This window comes from Pseudomonas sp. NPDC088322, assembly GCF_044740745.1.
In the GTDB taxonomy this organism is placed as follows: Bacteria; Pseudomonadota; Gammaproteobacteria; order Pseudomonadales; family Pseudomonadaceae; genus Aquipseudomonas; species Aquipseudomonas shirazensis.
Genome location: NZ_JBIURK010000004.1, coordinates 561,558 through 582,480 on the forward strand (window position 1 = coordinate 561,558; position 20,923 = coordinate 582,480).

Genomic DNA, 20,923 nt, shown 5'->3' on the forward strand with positions numbered 1-20,923 from the left:
TAGTTATATATCGTCGCTGCCTGCTGCTGGTGACTTACCGCAGAACCGAGGGAAACCTATGAAGCTTCAACAACTGCGCTACATCTGGGAAGTGGCGCACCACGACCTCAACGTCTCCGCAACAGCGCAGAGCCTGTATACCTCGCAGCCGGGGATCAGCAAGCAGATCCGTCTGCTCGAGGATGAGTTGGGCGTCGAAGTTTTTGCACGCAGCGGCAAGCACCTGACCCGCGTTACTCCAGCCGGCGAGCGCATCATCAACACCGCTGGCGAGATCCTGCGCAAGGTTGAAAGCATCAAGCAGATCGCTCAGGAATTCTCCAACGAGAAGAAGGGCACGCTGTCGATCGCCACGACCCACACCCAGGCGCGTTACGCGCTGCCGCCGGTGATCAGCAGCTTCATCAAGCAATATCCGGATGTGTCCCTGCACATGCACCAGGGCTCGCCGATGCAGATCGCTGAAATGGCCGCTGACGGTACCGTCGATTTCGCCATCGCCACCGAGGCGCTGGAGCTGTTCGGCGATCTGATCATGATGCCTTGCTACAAGTGGAACCGCTGCGTGGTGGTGCCGCAGGGACATCCGCTGGCCAAGCTGCCGAAGCTGACCCTGGAAGCGGTTGCCGAATACCCGATCGTGACCTACGTGTTTGGATTCACTGGCCGCTCCAAGCTGGACGAGGCGTTCAACCATCGCGGCCTCACCCCGAAAGTGGTGTTCACCGCAGCCGATGCCGACGTGATCAAGACTTACGTGCGCCTGGGGTTGGGTGTGGGCATCGTGGCTGGCATGGCGGTCGATGCCAAGCTCGACAGCGACCTGGTGGCACTGGATGCCAGCGAGCTGTTCGAAGCCAGCGTGACCAAGATCGGTTTCCGCCGCGGGACCTTCCTGCGTGGCTTCATGTGCGACTTCATCGAGAAGTTCGCCCCGCACCTGACCCGTGAAGTGATGGCCAAGGCGATTCAGTGCCATAACAAGCAAGAGCTTGAAGAGCTGTTCAACGGGGTTGAGCTGCCGGTGCATTGATCTGCGCTATCAGGGGCTGCCAAGCAGCCCCGATCCAGGCGCCGTGCACTACGCCTTGGAAATGATATTCCCCGCATGCAACCCGCACTCCTTCTGCGTTGCCTCTTCCCACCACCAGCGGCCTTCGCGCTCATGCTGGTTGGGCAGTACCGGCCGTGTGCACGGCTCGCAACCAATGCTGATGAAGCCGCGCTCATGCAGGCTGTTGTACGGCAGCTCGAGCATGCGAATATAACCCCACACTTCTTCACTGCTCATCTGCGCCAGCGGATTGAACTTGTACAGAGTGTGCTCGGGCGTTGAAAACGCGGTGTCGATTTCCAGTGCGGCAACCTGGCTGCGGGTGCCAGGGCTCTGGTCGCGACGCTGGCCAGTGGCCCAGGCGCTGACTGTGGCCAGCTTGCGGCGCAGCGGTTCGATCTTGCGAATCCCGCAGCACTCGCCATGGCCGTCCTTGTAGAAACTGAACAGGCCTTTCTCTTTGACCAGCGGCTCGAGCTTGGCCCGGTCGGGGCTGAGGATTTCGATCGGCAGGTTGTACTGCTCGCGGACCTGATCGATAAAGCGGTAGGTCTCCGGGTGCAGCCGACCGGTATCCAGGCTGAACACCTTGACCTGCTTGTTGAGCTTCCAGGCCATGTCCACCAGCACCACGTCTTCGGCGCCGCTGAAAGAGATCCACAGGTCATCGCCAAAGTGCTCGAAGGCGAGTTTGAGAATGTCCTGGGGGGACTTGCTGGCGTAACTTGCAGCCAGGGTGGCAACGTCGAAGGCTTGGCTCATCAGGCGGTTTCCATCGGGTTTATGGCGCTGTGCGCTCGTAATCGGCAAATGGTAACAAAAATTGGCAGGACGGACTGCTTGTGATGCCCCGCGCCGCAGCTCAGAGCCTTTGCAGGGTCTGCAGCAATACCCGCACCTTGGCGATCGATTCTTCGTATTCCGCCTCCCAGTGCGAGTCCGCCACCACCGCGCCGCCGCCCCAGCAGCAGGCCTGACCATCCTTGATCAGCACGCTGCGAATGGCGATCGAGCTGTCCATTTCGCCGCGTACATCGATGTACAGCAGCGAGCCGCAGTACAGTGCGCGGCGGGTGGGTTCCAGTTCGTCGATGATCTGCATGGCGCGGATCTTCGGTGCGCCAGTGATCGAGCCGCCAGGGAAACTATCGCCGAGCAGGTCGAGCGAGTCCTTGCCTGCGGCCAGGCGGCCAGTGATGCTGCTGACCAGGTGGTGCACGTTGGGGTAGCTCTCCAGGCTGAACAGCTCGGGTACCTTGACCGTGCCGGTCTCGCAGGTGCGCCCCAGGTCGTTGCGCAGCAAGTCGACGATCATCAGATTCTCTGAGCGGTCCTTGCTGCTGGCAAGCAGCTCGGCGGCGTTGCGTGCGTCTTCCGTCGGGTCGCTGGAGCGCGGCCGGGTGCCCTTGATCGGGCGGGTTTCCACTTCGCCCTGGCTCACTCGCACAAACCGTTCCGGCGAGAAGCTCAGCAGGGCACTGCCATCTGCCAACTGCTGGTAGCCAGAGAACGGCGTAGGGCAAGCCTTGCGCAGCGCTTGATAAGCGGCCCACGGGTCACCCTGGCAGGGCGCACGAAAACGTTGGGTCAGGTTGATCTGGTAGCAGTCGCCGGCTTTGATGTACTGCTGCACGCGATCAAACGCCTGGCGATAGTCGTCGGGCTGCAGATCGCCGCGCATCGGCGCGAGCAGGCTGAACGTGCCGGGCGCAGCCTCGGCCGCGGTGCTGAACAGCGCGATCAGCCGCTGCTGCTCGCCTGGCGCAAGGCTTGGATGAAACACCAGTTGGCTGGTGCCCAGCAGGTGATCGCTGACCAAGGCCCAGGCGTACAAACCCAGTTGCGCGTCAGCCAGGCCGAGGTCGTCGCGAGCCTGGTTCGGTAGCTGCTCGAGGCGGCGGCCAAAATCATAGCTGAGGTAGCCGATCAGGCCGCCAGCGAAGGGCAGTTCGACGTCGTCCGGCAGCTCGGCGCGGCCTAGCCGGCTGAGGCTGGCGCGCAGCCGTTGCAGATACGCCCGGCCATCTTCATCGGCTTGGATTTGCAGCTGCTCGACTGGCCAGGCGCTGAGCAGATCGTAGCGGCCGCGCTCAGCACCGGGGCGGGCGCTGTCCAGCAGGATCGCGCCCGGCGCCTGGCGCAGGCGAGCGAACCACACGGCCGGGTCGGCCTGATAGGGCAGGGGGTGAAGCGTACAGGTCGGCATGCGAATGAACAGCGCTGAAAAAACGAGGAGGCGATTGTAGGCTGCTGATGCCGAGCGGCCTAGTCCCGGCTGCGACATCCGCAGCCTGGGTAGCGCAGTGGAGCTGCTCGCAGCCCCATGCGCAGGCACTACTCAGTTGTGCGAAGGGACGTGGCCAAACAAGCTTTGCGCAACCCGCACGCGCTGCTCGGCATCTTCGCTGATGCCGTCTTTGGCCAGCGCTTCGATATGCGCTTCGATGGCATGGGTACGCTGGGTCAGGCCGCAGTCGTTGGCGATCTGGATATTCAGGCCCGGGCGGGCGTTGAGCTCGAGAATCAACGGCCCCTTGTCCTGATCCAGCACCATGTCGACGCCGATGTAACCCAGCCCGCACAGCTCGTAGCAGCCGGCGGCGAGCTTCATGAAACCGTCCCAGTTGGGCAGCTGCACGCCGTCTACCGAGTTGGTGGTGTCCGGGTGCTTGCTGATGATGTTGTTCAGCCAGGTACCGCGCAGGGTGACGCCGGTGGCGAGGTCGACACCGACGCCGATGGCGCCCTGGTGCAGGTTGGCCTTGCCGCCCGACTGGCGGGTAGGCAGGCGCAGCATGGCCATCACCGGGTAGCCCATCAGGACGATGATGCGGATGTCAGGCACGCCTTCGTAACTGATGCTCTTGAAGATCTGGTCCGGCGTTACCCGGTACTCGATCAGCGCCCGGTCACGGTGGCCGCCAAGCGAGTACAAGCCCGTGAGGATGCTCGACACCTGGTGTTCGATTTCCTCGTGGCTCATGATCTTGCCCGACACTGTGCGGTAGCGGTCCTCGAAGCGGTCGGCGATGACCAGGATGCCGTCACCGCCCGCGCCCTGAGCGGGCTTGATGACGAAGTCACTACGCCCGCCGATGATCTCGTGCAGCTTGTCGATCTGCTTTTCGGTCTCGATCACGCCATACATTTCCGGCACATGGATGCCGGCCGCGATGGCGCGTTCCTTGGTGATGATCTTGTCGTCGACGATCGGGTACAGGTTGCGCTTGTTGTACTTGAGGACGTAGTCCGCGTTGCGCCGATTGATACCCATGATGCCCCGGGCCTCCAGGGCTTTCCACGTCTTGATCAGTCCGAACATCAGGCGTCAGCCTTCTTCAGGAATGCCTTGAAGCGCACCAGCTCGGTCAGGCGGTAGCCGCGGTAGCGACCCATCGCCAGCATGAAGCCCACCAGAATCAACAGCACCGCAGGGAAGGTGAAGACGAAGTACACCAGCTCCGGCACCATCATCAGCAGGTGCGCCAGCGAGGCGGCGAACAGGGTGCCGATGGCAACTTTCATGGCATGGCCACCGCCACGTTCTTCCCAGGTAATCGACAGGCGTTCGATAGTCATGGTCAAAATCACCATCGGGAACAGCGCCACCGACAGGCCGCGCTCAAGCCCCAGCTTGTGGCTGAACAGGCTGATGGCAGCGATCAATACCACGACAAAGGTCAGCACCACCGACAGCCGCGGCAGCATCTGCAACTTGAGGTGCTCAAGGTATGAGCGCAACGACAGGCCCAGGGCGGTAATCACGGTAAACAGGATGATGCCGAAGCCCAGCTGAGTCTCGCGGAAGGCCAGGGCGATCAGCACCGGGGTAAAGGTACCCAGGGTCTGGAGGCCGATCAGGTTGCGCAGCACCAGGATCACCAGCACGCCAATCGGGATCATGACCATGATCATGAAGGTCTGCTGGGTTTGCAGCGGCAGGCTGTACAGCGAGTATTCGAGGAAGTCGGCGTCGGTGTTTTCGTCGGTCAGCTTGGCCAGGCGGATGGCATTCATCTCGCTGTTGTTCATGCTGAAGGTGACGTTGGCCTTCTTGCCGCCATCGACGGTGATCAGGTTGTCATCGCCGGTCCACCACAGCAGGCGATCGCTGGGCAGGCCTTGCTCGCCGGTGTCCGGGTTGAAGTACAGCCAGTCGTTGCCGTTGAAGCTGCGCAGCCACAGTTCAGGCGATTGCGGGGTGTCGGCAATCAGGCGAATGGTGTGGACCTTTTCCATCGGTACGTGGGCGATGGACAGCAGCAGGTCGATGACCTTGGCCTTGTTCATGGCCGAGGTGTCGCCGGCCAACAGCAGCTTGACGTTGTCGTCGTTGAGGTTGTTGACCCGCTTGATGGTCTCGCCGACAAAGGTTTCGACGTCGGCCGAGTGCTGGCGAATCGGCGCCATCAACGCTTCGGCAGCAATCTTCTCAGGCCCCTCGACAGCTTTGCTGTCACGGAAGGTCGGGCCTTTGATGGCGATCTTCTCGTTGCTGTAGCGCTTGGTCAGCACCAGGCGGTAGTACAGGGTCTGATTGCCATTGGCGCGGCGCGCCGACCAGGTCACCTTGCGGTTGCCATCGGCGCGGTTGACGCTGACGCCGTAGTTGTTGGAGATGAAGCTCTCGTTGAGGCTGACGTAATCGCGGCTCAGCGGCGGCACGAACATCTGCACCTTGACTGGATCCTTGGCACTGGCGACGAACTCGACCTTGGCGTCGATGTTCCACAAGTCGTCGGTTTCGTCTTCGGTCATCGGGATGCCGAGGAAGAAGATCTGATAGGCCGTGACCGCCACGCCCAGCAACACCAGCACGGTGATGAGGACTTTGAGGTGAAGGGTGAGAGAGCGCATCGGGATTACTCTGCTTTGGGAGCGTCGGTGGCACAGGCAGGTTTGCCGGCCGCGTATTTGAGGCTGGGGTCGACCAGCGCGTCGAAGTCTTTCAAGGCCTCGGAGCCGATCAGCAGCGGGAACTGGAACGTGCTGCGATCGGTAAGGTTGACTTCGATGGTGCGCAGGGCTCGGCCCATGCAAATGTTCAATTCGATAACCGGGCGGGCAGTGTAGGCCTTGCCTTCGTCGGCATTGTAATCACCGGCACGCCGCTTGATCTTGCTGACCCGGGCCAGTGGCCGCTCGATCGGGTGCGAGTGAGCGCTATCGATGGCCAGGTAGAAGCGCACCCAGCTCTCGCCGTTGCGCTTGAAACGCTTGATATCACGGGCACTCAGCGAGGCTGTCTTGGCGCCGGTATCGAGCTTGGCCGCAACCTCGAGGTCGAGGTCATTCAAGTGGGCGTACTCGTTCAGGCCGTACACGGTCTTCTCGGCTGCGTGGCCGAAGGTCGGCAGCAGGGCAAGGCAGAACAACAATAGAACGGGTGTAAGTCTCATAAATCCTGGCGCGGTGCTGTGCTGGGTTCAGGGCAAGGCGACTGGCCAAGCATCCTTTTGATCTGTCGACACTTATACAAATGACTACACAAATGACATACGACGACAGGCGGACTGTTGATGCCCCCTCAGGGAAGCGCGGCATTCTACCACGGCGACGTCTTGACGCCAGCGCGTCGCAATCTGACAGTGCTGGCGCGCTTTAAGTTCGCCGTTAGACGATTGTCGACAATGTGCATTTTGGCTTTGACTATTCAAGTCGGTTTAGCTAGTTTTGTGGCTATTGAAGTTCAAGGTGTCGACAATATGCTGGACCTCAGCCAAGCCCCGCCGACCATAGTGGAAGAAAGCGAGACGCTTTCGGAAAACGTCTTCCGGCGTATCCAGGCTGCCATCGTCAAAGGCGAAATCGCCCCAGGCAGCAAGATCTCCGAGCCGGAGCTGGCGCGCACCTACGGCATCAGCCGGGGCCCATTGCGCGAGGCCATCCACCGCCTCGAAGGCCAGCGCTTGCTGGTGCGGGTGCCGCATGTTGGTGCTCGCGTGGTATCGCTGAGCCACGCCGAACTGATCGAACTGTACGAGATCCGCGAATCGCTCGAGGGCATGGCCTGTCGGCTGGCCGCCGAGCGCATGAGTGCGGCCGAGATCGACGAACTGCGCCGGGTGCTCGACACCCACGAGCGCGATGCCGCGTTCCAGGCCGGGGTGGGCTACTACCAGCAGGAAGGCGACTATGACTTCCACTACCGCATCATTCAGGGCAGCGGCAACCAGACCCTGGTGCAGATGCTCTGCGGCGAGCTGTACCAGCTGGTGCGCATGTACCGCATCCAGTTTTCCGCCACGCCTAACCGCCCGCATCAGGCCTTCGCCGAGCATCACCGCATCCTCGATGCGATTGCCGACCGCGACGGCGAGCTGGCCGAACTGCTGATGCGCCGCCATATCGGCGCCTCCAAACGCAATATCGCGCGCCACTATGAAGGCGTAGACAACAACAGCCCACGAGGTGAGTCATGACTGTGAAGAGCACGCCAGGCCAACGTTTCCGCGACGCGGTTGCCGCTGAACATCCTTTGCAGGTGGTCGGCGCGATCAACGCCAACCACGCGTTGCTGGCCAAACGCGCCGGGTTCAAGGCCATCTACCTGTCCGGTGGTGGCGTCGCCGCCGGCTCGCTTGGCCTGCCAGACCTGGGTATCACCGGTCTGGATGACGTACTCACCGACGTGCGGCGCATCACCGACGTCTGCGACCTGCCGTTGCTGGTGGATGTCGACACCGGCTTTGGCGCTTCGGCATTCAACGTGGCGCGCACCGTGCGTTCGATGAACAAGTTCGGCGCCGCGGCCATTCATATCGAAGACCAGGTTGGGGCCAAGCGTTGCGGCCACCGGCCTAACAAGGAGATCGTCACCCAGCAGGAGATGGTCGACCGGATCAAGGCAGCCGTCGATGCGCGCCTGGACGACAGCTTCGTGATCATGGCGCGCACTGACGCGCTGGCAGTAGAGGGCCTCAACGCCGCGCTGGACCGCGCCGCCGCCTGTGTCGAGGCGGGGGCTGACATGATCTTCCCCGAGGCGATCACTGAACTGGCAATGTACAAGACCTTTGCCGAGCGCGTGCAGGCGCCGATCCTGGCCAACATCACCGAGTTCGGCGCTACCCCGCTGTACACCACCGAACAGCTGGCAGCGGTCGACGTGTCGCTGGTGCTGTACCCGCTATCGGCGTTCCGCGCCATGAACAAAGCAGCGGAAAACGTCTACACCGCACTGCGCCGCGATGGCACTCAGCAAAACGTCATCGACACCATGCAGACTCGCATGGAGCTCTACGATGCCATCGGCTACCACGCCTTCGAGCAGAGCCTCGATGAGCTGTTTGCCCAGAAAAAAGGCTGACACTCAGTTAGCAGTCGCCCGGATTAGCCAGCAATTCCATAACAAGTTCAATAAAGGAGAAGCCCCATGGCCGAAGCAAAAGTACTCAGTGGCGCAGGCCTGCGTGGCCAGGTGGCCGGCCAGACCGCGCTGTCGACCGTTGGCCAGGCCGGTGCCGGCCTGACCTACCGTGGTTACGATGTGCGTGACCTGGCAAAGCATGCCGAATTTGAAGAGGTCGCCTACCTGCTGCTGTACGGCGAGCTACCCAGCAAAGCCGAAGTCAACGACTACAAGCGCAAGCTCAAGGCGCTGCGTGATCTGCCTCAGGCGCTCAAGGAGGTGCTTGAGCGCATTCCCCGTGATACCCACCCGATGGACGTCATGCGCACCGGCTGCTCGATGCTCGGCACGCTTGAGCCGGAGCTGACCTTCGACACCCAACAGGACAAGACCGATCGCCTGCTCGCGCTGTTCCCGGCGATCATGTGCTACTGGTACCGCTTCAGCCACCATGGCGTGCGCATCGACTGCAACAGCGATGAAGACACCCTCGGCGGGCACTTCCTGCAACTGCTGCACGGCAAGAAGCCGAGCGAACTGCATGTGAAGGTGATGAACGTCTCGCTGATTCTGTACGCCGAGCATGAGTTCAACGCCTCGACCTTTACCGCCCGGGTCTGTGCCTCGACCTTGTCTGACCTGTATTCCTGCGTTACCGCGGCGATCGGCTCGCTGCGCGGCCCACTGCATGGCGGCGCCAACGAAGCGGCGATGGCCTTGATCGAGCGCTTCCAGAGCCCGCAGGAAGCGACCGCCGAGCTGCTGCAGATGCTCGAGCGCAAGGACAAGATCATGGGCTTTGGCCATGCGATCTACAAAGAGTCCGACCCGCGCAACGAGGTGATCAAGGGCTGGGCCAAACAGCTCGCTGATGAAGCCGGTGACACCGTGCTGTATCCGGTTTCCGAAGCGATCGACAAGACCATGTGGGAGCAGAAGAAGCTGTTCCCCAACGCCGACTTCTACCATGCCTCGGCGTATCACTTCATGGGCATTCCGACCGAGCTGTTCACGCCGATCTTCGTCTGCTCGCGGCTGACCGGCTGGGCGGCGCATGTGTTCGAGCAGCGTGCCAACAACCGGATCATTCGCCCGAGTGCGGAGTATGTCGGGGTCGAGCAGCGTGAGTATGTGCCGATAGAGCAGCGTTGAGGCTGCGGGTGTCGGGGGCTGCTCTGCAGCCCTATCGCGACACAAGGCCGCTCCTACAGTGGACTGCGGTGCTTTTGTAGGAGCGGCCTTGCGTCGCGAAAGGGGCGCGCAGCGCCCCCAGCTTTACCAACCAATACCGTGAGCCTGATAACTATATGAACAGCACCTTCCGCAAGGCCCTGCCAGGCTCCGGCCTGGACTATTTCGATGCCCGCGCAGCGGTCGAGGCGATCAAGCCCGGCGCCTACGCAGGTCTGCCGTACACCTCCCGCGTACTGGCCGAAAACCTGGTGCGCCGCTGTGACCCAGCCACCCTCAATGCCTCGCTGGAGCAGTTGATCGAACGCAAACGCGATCTCGACTTCCCCTGGTTCCCGGCGCGGGTGGTGTGCCACGACATTCTTGGCCAGACCGCCCTGGTCGACCTGGCAGGCCTGCGCGACGCGATCGCCGACAAGGGCGGCGACCCGGCCCAGGTCAACCCGGTAGTGCCCGTGCAACTGATCGTCGACCACTCCCTGGCCGTCGAGTGCGGTGGCTACGATCCGCAAGCCTTCGAACGCAACCGCGCCATCGAAGACCGGCGCAACGAAGATCGCTTTCATTTCATCAACTGGACCAAGAAAGCCTTCAAGAACGTTGATGTGATCCAGCCTGGCAACGGCATCATGCACCAGATCAACCTGGAGAAGATGTCGCCGGTGATCCACAGCGAGCGCGGCGTAGCCTACCCGGACACCTGCGTCGGCACCGACAGCCACACCCCGCATGTCGATGCACTGGGCGTCATCGCCATTGGTGTGGGCGGCCTTGAAGCCGAGAACGTCATGCTCGGTCGCGCCTCGTGGATGCGCCTGCCGGAAATCGTCGGCGTCGAGCTGACCGGCCGCCTGCAGCCAAACATCACCGCCACCGACCTGGTTCTGGCCCTGACCGAGTTTCTGCGCAAGCAGAAGGTGGTCGGCGCCTATCTGGAGTTCTACGGTGAGGGCGCCCGCGCGCTGACCTTGGGCGACCGCGCCACCATCTCCAACATGGCTCCGGAATACGGTGCCACTGCGGCGATGTTCGCCATCGACCAGCAGACCATCGACTACCTGCGCCTGACCGGCCGCGAAGAGCAGCAGGTGCAACTGGTCGAGAACTACGCCAAAGTCGCCGGCCTCTGGGCCGACAGCCTGGTCGACGCGGTTTACGAGCGTGTCCTCAGCTTCGACCTGTCGAGCGTGGTGCGCAACATGGCCGGGCCATCCAACCCGCATGCCCGCGTGGCCACCAGCGAGCTTGCCGCCAAGGGCATCGCCGGGGCCTGGCAGGATGTGCCCGGGCAGATGCCGGACGGCGCCGTGATCATCGCTGCCATCACCAGCTGCACCAATACCAGCAACCCGCGCAACGTGATCGCCGCCGGCTTGATCGCCCGCAACGCCAACCGCCTTGGGCTGACCCGCAAGCCGTGGGTCAAGTCGTCGCTGGCGCCGGGTTCCAAGGCGGTCAAGCTGTACCTGCAGGAAGCCGGGCTCGAACATGAGCTGGAGCAACTGGGCTTTGGCATCGTCGCCTTCGCCTGCACCACCTGCAACGGCATGTCTGGCGCGCTCGATCCGGTTATCCAGCAGGAGATCATCGACCGCGACCTGTACGCCACCGCGGTGTTGTCGGGCAACCGCAACTTCGACGGGCGCATCCACCCGTACGCCAAGCAGGCGTTCCTCGCCTCGCCGCCGCTGGTGGTGGCCTACGCCATTGCCGGGACCATCCGCTTCGATATCGAGAAGGATGTGCTGGGTGTGGTCGACGGCAAGGAAATCCGCCTCAAGGACATCTGGCCCAGCGATGCCGAGATCGATGCCGTGGTCGGTGCAGCGGTCAAGCCCGAGCAGTTCCGCAGTGTGTACATCCCGATGTTCGCCATCGAAGAAGACACCGGGCCCAAGGTCCCGCCGCTGTACGACTGGCGCCCGATGAGCACCTACATTCGTCGGCCGCCGTACTGGGAAGGCGCCCTGGCCGGTGAGCGCAGCCTGCGCGGCATGCGCCCGCTGGCGGTGCTGCCGGACAACATCACCACCGATCACCTGTCGCCGTCGAATGCGATCATGCTCGACAGCGCCGCCGGTGAATACCTGGCGAAGATGGGCCTGCCCGAGGAAGACTTCAATTCCTACGCAACCCACCGCGGCGATCACCTGACTGCCCAGCGCGCCACCTTTGCCAACCCCAAGCTGTTCAACGAAATGGTGCGCAAGGCCGATGGCAGCGTGCAGCAGGGTTCGCTGGCGCGGCTTGAGCCGGAAGGGCAGGTGGTGCGCATGTGGGAAGCGATCGAAACCTACATGCAGCGCAAGCAGCCGCTGATCATCGTTGCCGGTGCGGATTACGGCCAAGGCTCGTCACGCGACTGGGCCGCCAAGGGCGTGCGCCTGGCGGGGGTCGAGGCGATCGTTGCCGAAGGCTTCGAGCGCATTCACCGCACCAATCTGGTCGGTATGGGGGTGTTGCCGCTGGAGTTCCAGGCCGGCACCGACCGCAACACCCTCGGCCTCGATGGCAGCGAAAGCTACGACGTGCTCGGCCGGCGCACCCCGCGGGCGACCCTCACCCTGGTGGTCACCCGCCGCAACGGCGAGCGCCTCGAGGTACCGGTGACCTGCCGCCTGGATACCGCCGAAGAGGTTTCCATCTACGAAGCGGGCGGGGTGCTGCAGCGCTTCGCCCAGGATTTCCTCGAAGCTACCGCCTGAGTACCGGGGCCGCTGTGCGGCCCTTCGCGGGTGAACCCGCTCCCACAGGGTTTGCGCGGTGCCTGCGGGAGCGGGTTCACCCGCGAAGGGGTGCGCAGCGGCCCCGGCTAGACCGCAGAATTCATAGGACTCAATCATGACCTACGCACCGCAGATCAAAATCCCCGCCACCTACTTGCGTGGTGGTACCAGCAAAGGCGTGTTTTTCTCCCTGCAAGATTTGCCGGAGCGCGCTCGCCAGCCCGGGCCTGCCCGGGACGCGCTGATCCTGCGCGTGATTGGCAGCCCCGACCCATACGGCAAGCAGACCGACGGCATGGGCGGCGGCACGTCCAGTACCAGCAAGGCGGTGATCGTCTCGACCACTACCAAGCCTGAGCACGACGTTGACTACCTGTTCGGCCAGGTCGCCATCGACAAGGCGTTTGTCGACTGGAGCGGCAACTGCGGTAACCTCTCGGCAGCGGTCGGCGCGTTCGCTATCAGCAGCGGCTTGGTCGACCCAGCGCGCATCCCGCACAACGGCACTGCCACGGTGCGTATCTGGCAGGCCAACATCAGCAAGACCATCATTGCCCACGTGCCGATCAGCAACGGCGAAGTGCAGGAGACCGGTGACTTCGAGCTGGACGGGGTGACGTTCCCTGCTGCCGAAGTGCAACTGGAGTTCGTCGAGCCGGCCGCCGATGATGAAGGCGGTGGGGCGATGTTCCCCACCGGTAACCTGGTTGATGACCTGGAAGTGCCAGGGGTTGGCACGTTCAAGGCGACTCTGATCAACGCCGGCATCCCGACCATTTTCCTCAATGCGCAAGACCTCGGTTACAGCGGCACCGAATTGCAGGATGCGATCAATGCTGACCCGCAAGCGCTGGCGCGCTTCGAGACCATTCGCGCCTATGGCGCACTGCGCATGGGCTTGATCAGCAACCTCGAGCAGGCCCGCGAACGTCAGCACACGCCCAAGGTGGCCTTCGTCGCGGCACCGGCTGCTTATGCTGCGTCCAGTGGCAAAGCGGTCGCGGCGGCAGATATCGACCTGCTGGTGCGCGCGTTGTCGATGGGCAAACTGCACCACGCCATGATGGGTACTGCAGCAGTCGCCATCGGCACCGCAGCCGCTATCCCCGGTACGCTGGTCAACCTGGCTGCAGGCGGTGGTGAACGCACTGCGGTGTGCTTTGGGCATCCGTCCGGGACCTTGCGCGTCGGTGCTGAGGCGCGCCAGGTAGACGGCCAGTGGACCGTGACCAAGGCCATTATGAGCCGCAGCGCTCGCGTGTTGATGGAAGGCTGGGTGCGAGTGCCCGGCGACGCCTCCTAGCACGCGTGTGGTGCTCGACTTTTCGTTCGACCCTCTGCCACAGGAAGTCATGAAAGATGAGTGCCAACGTTGACCTGAACGACCGCCCGGACTACGACCGGGTGCTGCAGACCATCGCCGACTATGTGCTCGACTACCAGGTCGGCTCGGCGGAGGCCCTCGACACTGCGCGCAGCTGCCTGATCGACACCTTGGGCTGCGGCTTGCTGGCGCTGCGTTTTCCCGAGTGCTGCAAGCACCTCGGGCCACTGGTCGAGGGGACCGTGGTGCCGCATGGCGCGCGGGTGCCCGGGACCTCGTATCGGCTGGACCCGGTCAAGGCGGCCTGGGACATCGGCTGTATCGTGCGCTGGCTGGACTACAACGACACCTGGCTGGCCGCCGAGTGGGGCCATCCGTCGGACAACCTCGGCGGCATCCTGGCGGTGGCCGACCATCTCTCGCAGCGCCGGGTGGCCAGCGGTGAGCCGCCGTTGAGCATGCGCGACGTGCTCGAAGCGATGGTCATGGCCCATGAGATCCAGGGCGTACTGGCCCTGGAAAACTCGTTCAACCGGGTCGGCCTGGACCATGTCCTGCTGGTCAAGGTCGCTTCGACTGCCGTGTGCGCCAAGCTGATGGGGGCCAACCGCGAGCAGATGCTCTCGGCGCTGTCCCACGCCTTCGTCGACGGCCAGGCGTTGCGCACCTATCGCCACGCGCCCAACGCCGGCTCGCGCAAGTCGTGGGCCGCGGGCGACGCGTCGAGTCGCGGCGTGCGCCTGGCCGATATCGCCCTGCGCGGCGAGATGGGCATTCCCGGTGTGCTCACGGCGCCGCAGTGGGGCTTCTATGATGTGCTGTTCAGCCACACCAACAAGGACCTCGCGCTCAAGCCGCCTGCCCAGCGCAGCTTCAGCCTGCCGCAGGCGTTGGACAGCTATGTGATGGAAAACGTCCTGTTCAAGATCAGCTTCCCTGCCGAGTTTCACGCACAGACTGCCTGCGAGGCGGCGGTGACGCTGCACCCGAAGGTGCGTAACCGCCTGCACGAAATCGAGCGCATCGTCATCACCACGCACGAGTCGGCGATCCGCATCATCTCCAAGGTCGGCCCACTGGCCAACGCCGCCGACCGCGATCACTGCCTGCAGTACATGACGGCGGTGCCGTTGATCTTCGGCAACCTGGTGGCCGAGCACTATGAAGACAGCTTCCACGCCGCCCACCCGTCCATCGACCGTCTGCGCGAGAAGATGGAAATCGTCGAAGAGCCGCGGTTCAGCCGCGAGTACCTCGAGGCCGACAAGCGCTCGATTGCCAATGCGCTGCAGGTGTTCTTCAACGATGGCAGCAGCACCGAGCAGGTGACCGTGGAATATCCGATTGGTCATCGGCGCCGGCGTGCCGAGGGGATTCCGTTGCTGGAAGAGAAGTTCAAGGCCAACCTCGCCACGCGCTTTGCCGGGCAGCGCTGTGCCGAGATCTTCGAGCTGTGCAAGGCCCAGGCGCGCCTGGAGGCGACGCCGGTGCACACGTTCGTTGAGCTGTGGGTGATCTGAGGCGAGCGTCGCACAGGTGTGGCGCCAGTGTCGGCCTCTTCGCGGGACAAGCCCGCTCCCACAGGTATTGCGCCGTTCGCAAGATCAGCGCGGTACCTGTGGGAGCGGGCTTGTCCCGCGAAGAGGCCCGACCTGCCTGACCTCAGCGAACAATCACCGCCCGACTCTGTCGACCCTCGATCAACCGTGAAATCCCCAGCGGATTGCCATCCTGCAGCGCCGGCGGCAACAGCGCATCCGGGTAGTTCTGGAAACACACCGGCCGCAGGAAGCGGTCGATCGCCAGGCTGCCGACCGAGGTCCCCCGCGCATCCGAGGTCGCCGGGTAAGGCCCGCCATGCACCATCGCGTCACACACCTCGACCCCGGTCGGGTAGCCGTTGAGCAGCACCCGCCCGACCTTGTCCTGCAGCAACTCACTCAGCCAGGCGTAGTCCGGCAGCTCCACCGCTTCGCCGATCAAGGTGGCCGTCAGTTGCCCGCGCAACGCCTGCACGGCAGCGGCCAGCTGCGCCTGGTCGGCGACTTCGATGACCAGCGTGGCCGGGCCGAACACCTCTTCCTGCAACAGCCTGTCGCCCCCCAGCAGCAGGCCGACGTCCGCCTGGAACAGCTGCGGCTGCGCCTGCCGCGCGCCTTGCGCCGCGCCCGCCAGGTGGCGGATGCCCGGGTGCTTGTGCAGCTGCTCGAGCCCCTGGCGATAACTGGCCAGCGTGCCCAGGTTGAGCATGGTCTGCGCCGGCTGCTCGGCCATCTGCGCCTTGAACAGCGCGATGAAGTCGGCCAACGCCGCCGAGCGTATGCCGATGATCAAGCCAGGATTGGTACAGAACTGCCCGCAGCCCAGCGTCACCGACGCCGCCAGCTCGCGCGCCAGGCTTTCGCCACGCGCCTGCAGCGCCGCGGGCAGCAGGATCACCGGGTTGATGCTGGACATCTCGGCAAACACCGGGATCGGCTGCGCGCGCTCGGCGGCCATCCGGCTCAGGGCCTCGCCGCCCTTGAGCGAACCGGTGAAGCCGACCGCCTGAATCGCCGGGTGCTTGACCAGCCACTCACCGACCCCGCCGCCGTAGACCATGTTGAACACCCCGGCCGGCATGCCGCTGCGCTCGGCGGCGCGCAGGATGGCGTCGGCGACCGCTTCCGCGGTGGCCATGTGGCCACTGTGCGCCTTGAACACCACCGGGCAGCCGGCGGCCAGGGCCGAGGCGGTGTCGCCGCCGGCGGTGGAGAAGGCGAGGGGGAAGTTGCTGGCGCCGAACACCGCCACCGGACCCACGCCGATCCGGTACTGGCGCAGGTCGGGCCGCGGCAGCGGATGGCGCTCCGGCAGCGCGGGGTCGATGCGTGCGGCATAGAAATCACCCCGGCGCAGCACCTGGGCGAACAGGCGTAGCTGGCCGCTGGTGCGGGCGCGCTCGCCTTGGATACGGCCGCTGGGCAGGGCGGTCTCGCGGCACACGGTGGCGATGAAGTCATCGCCCAGCGCGTCGAGCTCGTCGGCAATCGCCTCGAGAAACGCCGCGCGTCGCTCGGCGGGCAGGTTGCGGTACGCCGGGAAGGCGGCCGCTGCGGCGTTGCCGGCGGCGTCGACTTCGGCCTGCGTGGCCTGGCTGAAGACGCCCGGTAAGGGTTCGCCGGTGCTGGCGTCGAGGCTCTCGAGCAGCGTGTCGCCTTGCGCCGAGCGCAGGCCGGCGATGTAGTTGTGACCGAGGATGCGGGTCATGCGGGCTCCTGTAATGACAAGACTGGGAATCAGGTAATGGCGCCGATCTGCCACGGCACGAACTCGTTCTGGCCGTAGCCATGCTGTTCGCTCTTGCTGCGCTCGCCCGAGGCGATGCTCAGCATCATGCGGTAGATGTATTCGCCACGTTCTTCGATGGTCATGCTGCCGTCGGCGATGCCGCCGCAGTTGACGTCCATGTCCTCTTCCTGGGTTTGCCACAGGCGGGTGTTGGTCGCCAGCTTGATCGACGGGGAGGGCGCGCAGCCGTAGGCCGAGCCGCGGCCGGTGGTGAAGGCGATCAGGTTGGCGCCGCCGGCGACCTGGCCGGTGGCGGAGATCGGGTCATAGCTGGGCGTGTCCATGAACACCAGGCCGTGGGCGCGTACCGGCTCGGCATACTCGTAGACATCCACCAGGTCGCTGGAACCGGCCTTGGCCACGGCGCCGAGGGACTTCTCGAGGATGGTGGTCAGGCCACCGGCCTTGTTGCCCGCCGACGGGTTGTTGTTCAGTTCGGCGCCCATCCGCTGGCAATAGGCCTCCCACCACTGGATCCGGGTAATCAGCTTTTCACCTACCTGCTGGCTCACCGCACGGCGGGTCAGCAGGTGTTCGGCACCGTAGATCTCCGGGGTTTCCGACAGGATCGCAGTGCCGCCGGCGGCGACCAGGCGGTCTACCGCATTGCCCAGCGCCGGGTTGGCGGTGATCCCCGAGTAACCGTCCGAGCCACCGCACTGCAGGCCCACGGTGAGGTGGCGAACGCTGACCGGCTGGCGCTCGACCTGGTTGGCTTCGGCCAGCAACGACTTGACCTGGGCAATGCCGCTGGCAATGGTCTTCGAGGTGCCGCCGGTGCCCTGGATGGTAAAGGTGCGCAGCGCATGGCTGCTCTCCAGGCCCTGGGCGGCGAGCAGGTCGGGAATCTGGTTGGTTTCGCAGCCCAGGCCGATCAGCAGCACCGAGGCGAAGTTGGCGTGCACGGCGTAGCCGCCGAGGGTGCGGCGCAACATCGCCAGCGCTTCGCCACCGGGATCGACCGCGCAGCCGACCCCATGGGTCAGGGCGACCACGCCGTCGACATTGGGGTAGGGCGCCAGGGCGTCGGGGTGGATGTCGCGGCGGAAGTGGTCGGCGATCGCCCGCGCCACCGTGGCCGAACAGTTCACCGAAGTCAGGATGCCGATGTAGTTGCGTGTGGCAACCCGGCCATCGCTGCGCACGATGCCCATGAAGGTGTCGTCGGTCGGCGCCTGCCGACCTTTGGCGTCGACACCGAAGGCATAGTCGCGGGCAAAGTCGCCCATCGCCAGGTTGTGCACGTGAACATGCTCGCCAGCGGCGATCGCCTGGCTGGCGAAGCCGATGATCTGCCCATAGCGCCGCAGCGGCTGGCCGGTGACCAGGGCGCGCGCGGCCAGCTTGTGGCCCGCCGGGATCGGCTCGCGCACGGTGATCCCTTCATCCAGCAAAAGGCCTTCGGGCAGCGGCTGGCGGGCGACCAGCACATCGTCCAGGGGGTTGAGTCGGATCACGGCGTTGGCAGCGCTTGCACTGCCTGTTGTTGTAATGAGTTGCATGACAATCACCTCAATGGGGCGCGTGGCTCAGGCCAGCCCGCGCTCGCGATAGTCGATCAGGCCGGAGAACAGCATCAGGCCGAAGGCCATGACCACGAAGAAGATCAGGGCCAGGAAGTAGGAGCCGGTGAACTGCACGATCAGGCCGATCAGGATCGGCACCAGCACGCCGACCATGTTGCCGCAGAAGTTCATGCTGCCGCCGAGCACGCCGGCCTTGGACTTGCCGCCGAGAATCGCCGGCAGGCACCAGTACATGCCGCACCAGCGGATGAAGAACAGCGCCACGCAGAGCAGTGCGATGACCAGGCCGGCGTCCGGGGTGTAGGCCACCAGCAGGATGCACAGCGCGGCGACCGCAGCGGAGCCGGCGAACATGCTGCGCATGACGGTGTTGGGCTGGCCGCCCTTGGCCTTCCATTTGTCGGAAATCCAGCCGCCGATCAGCTCGCCGACGAAACCGCACATGAAGATCAGGAAGGTCGCCCCGCCCATGGCCTTAATGTCGAGGTTGTGGGCCTGGTGCAGGTAGCTCGGCATCCAGGTCAGCAGGCCATAGAACACGCTGTTGTAGCAGGCGTAGCCGGCGAACATGCACAGCACCGAACGGCTTTTGAGCAGCTCCTTGAGCACCGCCTTGCGGTTGCCGTTGGCCTTGCTCGCGGCATCGTTGGCCTGGGTGATGTAGGCCAGCTCGGCGGCGTTCACTTGCGGGTGTTCGCTGGGGTGGTTGCGGATGTACCACCAGGCCCAGAGGCCTGCGGCCACGGTGCCGACGCCGGCGATGATGAAGGCGATGCGCCAGGAGTCGAACCAGGTGATCAGCCCGGCGATGATGATCGCGCCAAGGGCGGTGCCCAGCGGCGCGCCGCCGTCCACCAGGGTGGCGCCGCGGCCGCGCTCGTTGGGGGTCAGCCAGGCGCCGTTGAGCTTGGCGCCGGCGGGCATGATCGGCGACTCGGCGACGCCCAGGCCGATGCGGGTGACCAGCAGGGTGATCCAGTTGTGGGCGAAGCCGCCAAGGGCCTGGAAGGCGCCCCAGCCGATGGTCGCGACGCCAATGATGTTGCGCACCTGGAAGCGGTCGAGCAGCACCCCGGCAGGGATCTGCATCAAGGCGTACGACCAGAAGAACGCGCTGAGGATCAGGCCTTCGAGCGCCGGAGTCAGTTCGAACTCTGCGGAAATCAACGGCAGCGCCACCGACAGCGAGGCGCGGTCGATGTAGTTGATCGCGGCCAGCAACAGCAGGATCAGGAAGATCCGCCAGCGCACGGTGGTCGGCTTGGCGCTGTCGGCGGTAGCCAGGGCGGGCGCGGGGGCCGCCGGGTAAGGGCTGTTGTTCATGCTCATCTCACTCTTGTGATTGTTATGAAATGCCGCGGCGGCGCGGCCCTGCGCCGCCGTCGGGTCAGAGCGTGGTCACCGCTCCGGGTGAGATGGCCGCCGGCGCCAGGGCAATGCCATTGCGCAGCGGCGCGCCGAACTCGTCCAGGCTGATCTCGAACACATCGCCTTCGCCGGCCTTGATCTGATCGGCGAACGACAGGGTCGCGGTGCCGAAGAAGTGGATGTGGACATCGCCCGGACGGAGGAACTGGACGTATTTGAAATGGTGGTACTCGAGGTTCTCCAGCGAGTGGCACATGTTGTCCTCGCCACTGAGAAAGTCCTTTTCCCAGATCACCTGGTCGCCCCGGCGGATCCGGCTGGTGCCCTGCAGGTGGCGCGGCAGCTCGCCCACGCGCAGTTCCGGCCCATACGAGCAGTTGCGCAGCTTGGAATGGGCCAGGTAGAGGTAATTGCGCCGCTCCATCACATGGTCGGAAAACTCGTTGCCGATGGCAAAGCCCAGCCGGTAGGGCTGGCCATCATCGCCGATCACATAGAGCCCGGCCAGCTCCGGCTCTTCACCGGCGTCCTCGGCGAACGCCGGGGTCTGCAAGGCCTGGCCCGGACGTACTACGCACGAGCCATCGCCCTTGTAGAACCATTCCGGCTGCGCGCCTGCGCTGCCGGCGGCGGGACGGCCGCCATCGATGCCCCATTGGAACATCCGCGCGGTGTCGGTGAGGGCGGCGCTGTCGTCGACTTTCTGCTGGTGCATCTTGTCGCGGGTCGAGGCGCTGCCCAGGTGGGTCAGGCCGGTGCCGCTGACCAGGCAGTGGGCCGGATCTTCGTGGTCCAGCGGTGGCAATACCCGGCATTCGGCGAGGGCTTGGCTGTAGCGCTGGTCGCTGCTGTCCAGGCCGCGCTCGAGCACTTCGGCGGTTAGGCTGCGCTGGTTGCGGATGGCGGCCAAGGCCAGTTCACGCAGGTGGGTGGTGTCACGCACGACCTGGATCAGGTCGCCTTCGACCACGCCGACGTGGCGCTGGGCGGGTGCGGTTTCGAATTGGATCAGGCGCATGCTGGCTCCGGTTTGTTGTTGTGGGGAAGCACGTG

16 protein-coding genes are annotated in these 20,923 nt (G+C 64.4%); 7 read left to right on the forward strand and 9 right to left on the reverse strand.

The window, feature by feature from the left end; genetic code table 11:
* The first annotated feature begins 58 nt into the window (after positions 1 to 58).
* Positions 59 to 1,033 (forward strand): HTH-type transcriptional regulator CysB, encoded by a 975-nt coding sequence (cysB, locus tag ACIOAU_RS13350; protein ID WP_101321031.1) that lies wholly within the window; start codon positions 59 to 61, stop codon positions 1,031 to 1,033.
* 48 nt (positions 1,034 to 1,081) lie between these two features.
* Here the strand turns inward: cysB and ACIOAU_RS13355 are convergent, their stop codons facing one another.
* The 5 genes from ACIOAU_RS13355 to ACIOAU_RS13375 form a co-directional block, all read right to left on the reverse strand.
* Positions 1,082 to 1,816: a phosphoadenylyl-sulfate reductase gene (locus tag ACIOAU_RS13355; RefSeq protein WP_101321028.1), complete on the reverse strand. Its 735-nt coding sequence runs from the start codon at positions 1,814 to 1,816 to the stop codon at positions 1,082 to 1,084.
* A gap of 100 nt (positions 1,817 to 1,916) precedes the next feature.
* Positions 1,917 to 3,260, reverse strand: a complete 1,344-nt coding sequence (pabB, locus tag ACIOAU_RS13360; RefSeq protein ID WP_181108129.1) for an aminodeoxychorismate synthase component I — start codon at positions 3,258 to 3,260, stop codon at positions 1,917 to 1,919.
* 132 nt (positions 3,261 to 3,392) lie between these two features.
* The gene (locus ACIOAU_RS13365; protein WP_101321026.1) at positions 3,393 to 4,376 is read right to left on the reverse strand and encodes an alpha-L-glutamate ligase-like protein; all 984 of its coding nucleotides are present in this window, start codon (positions 4,374 to 4,376) and stop codon (positions 3,393 to 3,395) included.
* Entirely contained in the window at positions 4,376 to 5,911 is a 1,536-nt protein-coding gene (locus ACIOAU_RS13370; RefSeq protein ID WP_101321024.1) for an inactive transglutaminase family protein, read from the reverse strand. Before ACIOAU_RS13370 ends, ACIOAU_RS13365 begins: the two co-directional genes overlap by 1 nt.
* Positions 5,912 to 5,916: 5 nt before the next feature.
* The gene (locus ACIOAU_RS13375) at positions 5,917 to 6,453 is read right to left on the reverse strand and encodes an ATP-dependent zinc protease (RefSeq protein WP_101321022.1); all 537 of its coding nucleotides are present in this window, start codon (positions 6,451 to 6,453) and stop codon (positions 5,917 to 5,919) included.
* Between the two features lie 306 nt (positions 6,454 to 6,759).
* Between ACIOAU_RS13375 and ACIOAU_RS13380 the strand changes: the two genes are divergently transcribed.
* The 6 genes from ACIOAU_RS13380 to prpD all read left to right on the forward strand — a co-directional run bounded on the left by ACIOAU_RS13380 (position 6,760) and on the right by prpD (position 15,166).
* Positions 6,760 to 7,476 (forward strand): GntR family transcriptional regulator, encoded by a 717-nt coding sequence (locus tag ACIOAU_RS13380; RefSeq protein WP_101321020.1) that lies wholly within the window; start codon positions 6,760 to 6,762, stop codon positions 7,474 to 7,476.
* Entirely contained in the window at positions 7,473 to 8,363 is an 891-nt protein-coding gene (gene prpB / locus ACIOAU_RS13385; protein WP_401182439.1) for a methylisocitrate lyase, read from the forward strand. The genes ACIOAU_RS13380 and prpB overlap by 4 nt, the downstream gene beginning before the upstream one ends.
* Positions 8,364 to 8,429: 66 nt before the next feature.
* The gene (gene prpC, locus ACIOAU_RS13390) at positions 8,430 to 9,557 is read left to right on the forward strand and encodes a 2-methylcitrate synthase (RefSeq protein ID WP_401182442.1); all 1,128 of its coding nucleotides are present in this window, start codon (positions 8,430 to 8,432) and stop codon (positions 9,555 to 9,557) included.
* A 155-nt stretch (positions 9,558 to 9,712) separates the two neighbouring features.
* Positions 9,713 to 12,301, forward strand: a complete 2,589-nt coding sequence (acnD, locus tag ACIOAU_RS13395) for a Fe/S-dependent 2-methylisocitrate dehydratase AcnD (RefSeq protein WP_150569850.1) — start codon at positions 9,713 to 9,715, stop codon at positions 12,299 to 12,301.
* Between the two features lie 136 nt (positions 12,302 to 12,437).
* Entirely contained in the window at positions 12,438 to 13,625 is a 1,188-nt protein-coding gene (gene prpF, locus ACIOAU_RS13400; RefSeq protein WP_259072517.1) for a 2-methylaconitate cis-trans isomerase PrpF, read from the forward strand.
* 56 nt (positions 13,626 to 13,681) lie between these two features.
* Complete coding sequence (gene prpD, locus ACIOAU_RS13405) at positions 13,682 to 15,166, forward strand: 2-methylcitrate dehydratase (protein ID WP_401182446.1); 1,485 nt, start codon at positions 13,682 to 13,684, stop codon at positions 15,164 to 15,166.
* Between the two features lie 142 nt (positions 15,167 to 15,308).
* Here the strand turns inward: prpD and ACIOAU_RS13410 are convergent, their stop codons facing one another.
* From ACIOAU_RS13410 to araD1, 4 genes are all read right to left on the reverse strand, one after another.
* Positions 15,309 to 16,895: an aldehyde dehydrogenase (NADP(+)) gene (locus ACIOAU_RS13410; RefSeq protein WP_401182449.1), complete on the reverse strand. Its 1,587-nt coding sequence runs from the start codon at positions 16,893 to 16,895 to the stop codon at positions 15,309 to 15,311.
* Positions 16,896 to 16,924: 29 nt separating this feature from the next.
* Entirely contained in the window at positions 16,925 to 18,478 is a 1,554-nt protein-coding gene (locus tag ACIOAU_RS13415) for a UxaA family hydrolase (protein WP_401182452.1), read from the reverse strand.
* Between the two features lie 27 nt (positions 18,479 to 18,505).
* Positions 18,506 to 19,825, reverse strand: a complete 1,320-nt coding sequence (locus ACIOAU_RS13420) for an MFS transporter (RefSeq protein WP_401182455.1) — start codon at positions 19,823 to 19,825, stop codon at positions 18,506 to 18,508.
* Between the two features lie 64 nt (positions 19,826 to 19,889).
* Positions 19,890 to 20,888, reverse strand: coding sequence for an AraD1 family protein (araD1, locus tag ACIOAU_RS13425; RefSeq protein ID WP_401182458.1), 999 nt, complete (start codon positions 20,886 to 20,888; stop codon positions 19,890 to 19,892).
* Positions 20,889 to 20,923: the final 35 nt, after the last annotated feature.

Coding starts and splice junctions, on each gene's coding strand:
- cysB (WP_101321031.1), top strand. CDS start 59: ATGAAGCTTCAACAACTGCGCTACATCTGGGAAGTGGCGCACCACGAC.
- ACIOAU_RS13410 (WP_401182449.1), bottom strand. CDS start 16,895: ATGACCCGCATCCTCGGTCACAACTACATCGCCGGCCTGCGCTCGGCG.
- ACIOAU_RS13370 (WP_101321024.1), bottom strand. CDS start 5,911: ATGCGCTCTCTCACCCTTCACCTCAAAGTCCTCATCACCGTGCTGGTG.
- prpC (WP_401182442.1), top strand. CDS start 8,430: ATGGCCGAAGCAAAAGTACTCAGTGGCGCAGGCCTGCGTGGCCAGGTG.
- ACIOAU_RS13420 (WP_401182455.1), bottom strand. CDS start 19,825: ATGAACAACAGCCCTTACCCGGCGGCCCCCGCGCCCGCCCTGGCTACC.
- pabB (WP_181108129.1), bottom strand. CDS start 3,260: ATGCCGACCTGTACGCTTCACCCCCTGCCCTATCAGGCCGACCCGGCC.
- ACIOAU_RS13375 (WP_101321022.1), bottom strand. CDS start 6,453: ATGAGACTTACACCCGTTCTATTGTTGTTCTGCCTTGCCCTGCTGCCG.
- prpF (WP_259072517.1), top strand. CDS start 12,438: ATGACCTACGCACCGCAGATCAAAATCCCCGCCACCTACTTGCGTGGT.
- acnD (WP_150569850.1), top strand. CDS start 9,713: ATGAACAGCACCTTCCGCAAGGCCCTGCCAGGCTCCGGCCTGGACTAT.
- araD1 (WP_401182458.1), bottom strand. CDS start 20,888: ATGCGCCTGATCCAATTCGAAACCGCACCCGCCCAGCGCCACGTCGGC.
- ACIOAU_RS13380 (WP_101321020.1), top strand. CDS start 6,760: ATGCTGGACCTCAGCCAAGCCCCGCCGACCATAGTGGAAGAAAGCGAG.
- ACIOAU_RS13355 (WP_101321028.1), bottom strand. CDS start 1,816: ATGAGCCAAGCCTTCGACGTTGCCACCCTGGCTGCAAGTTACGCCAGC.
- prpD (WP_401182446.1), top strand. CDS start 13,682: ATGAGTGCCAACGTTGACCTGAACGACCGCCCGGACTACGACCGGGTG.
- ACIOAU_RS13365 (WP_101321026.1), bottom strand. CDS start 4,376: ATGTTCGGACTGATCAAGACGTGGAAAGCCCTGGAGGCCCGGGGCATC.
- prpB (WP_401182439.1), top strand. CDS start 7,473: ATGACTGTGAAGAGCACGCCAGGCCAACGTTTCCGCGACGCGGTTGCC.
- ACIOAU_RS13415 (WP_401182452.1), bottom strand. CDS start 18,478: ATGCAACTCATTACAACAACAGGCAGTGCAAGCGCTGCCAACGCCGTG.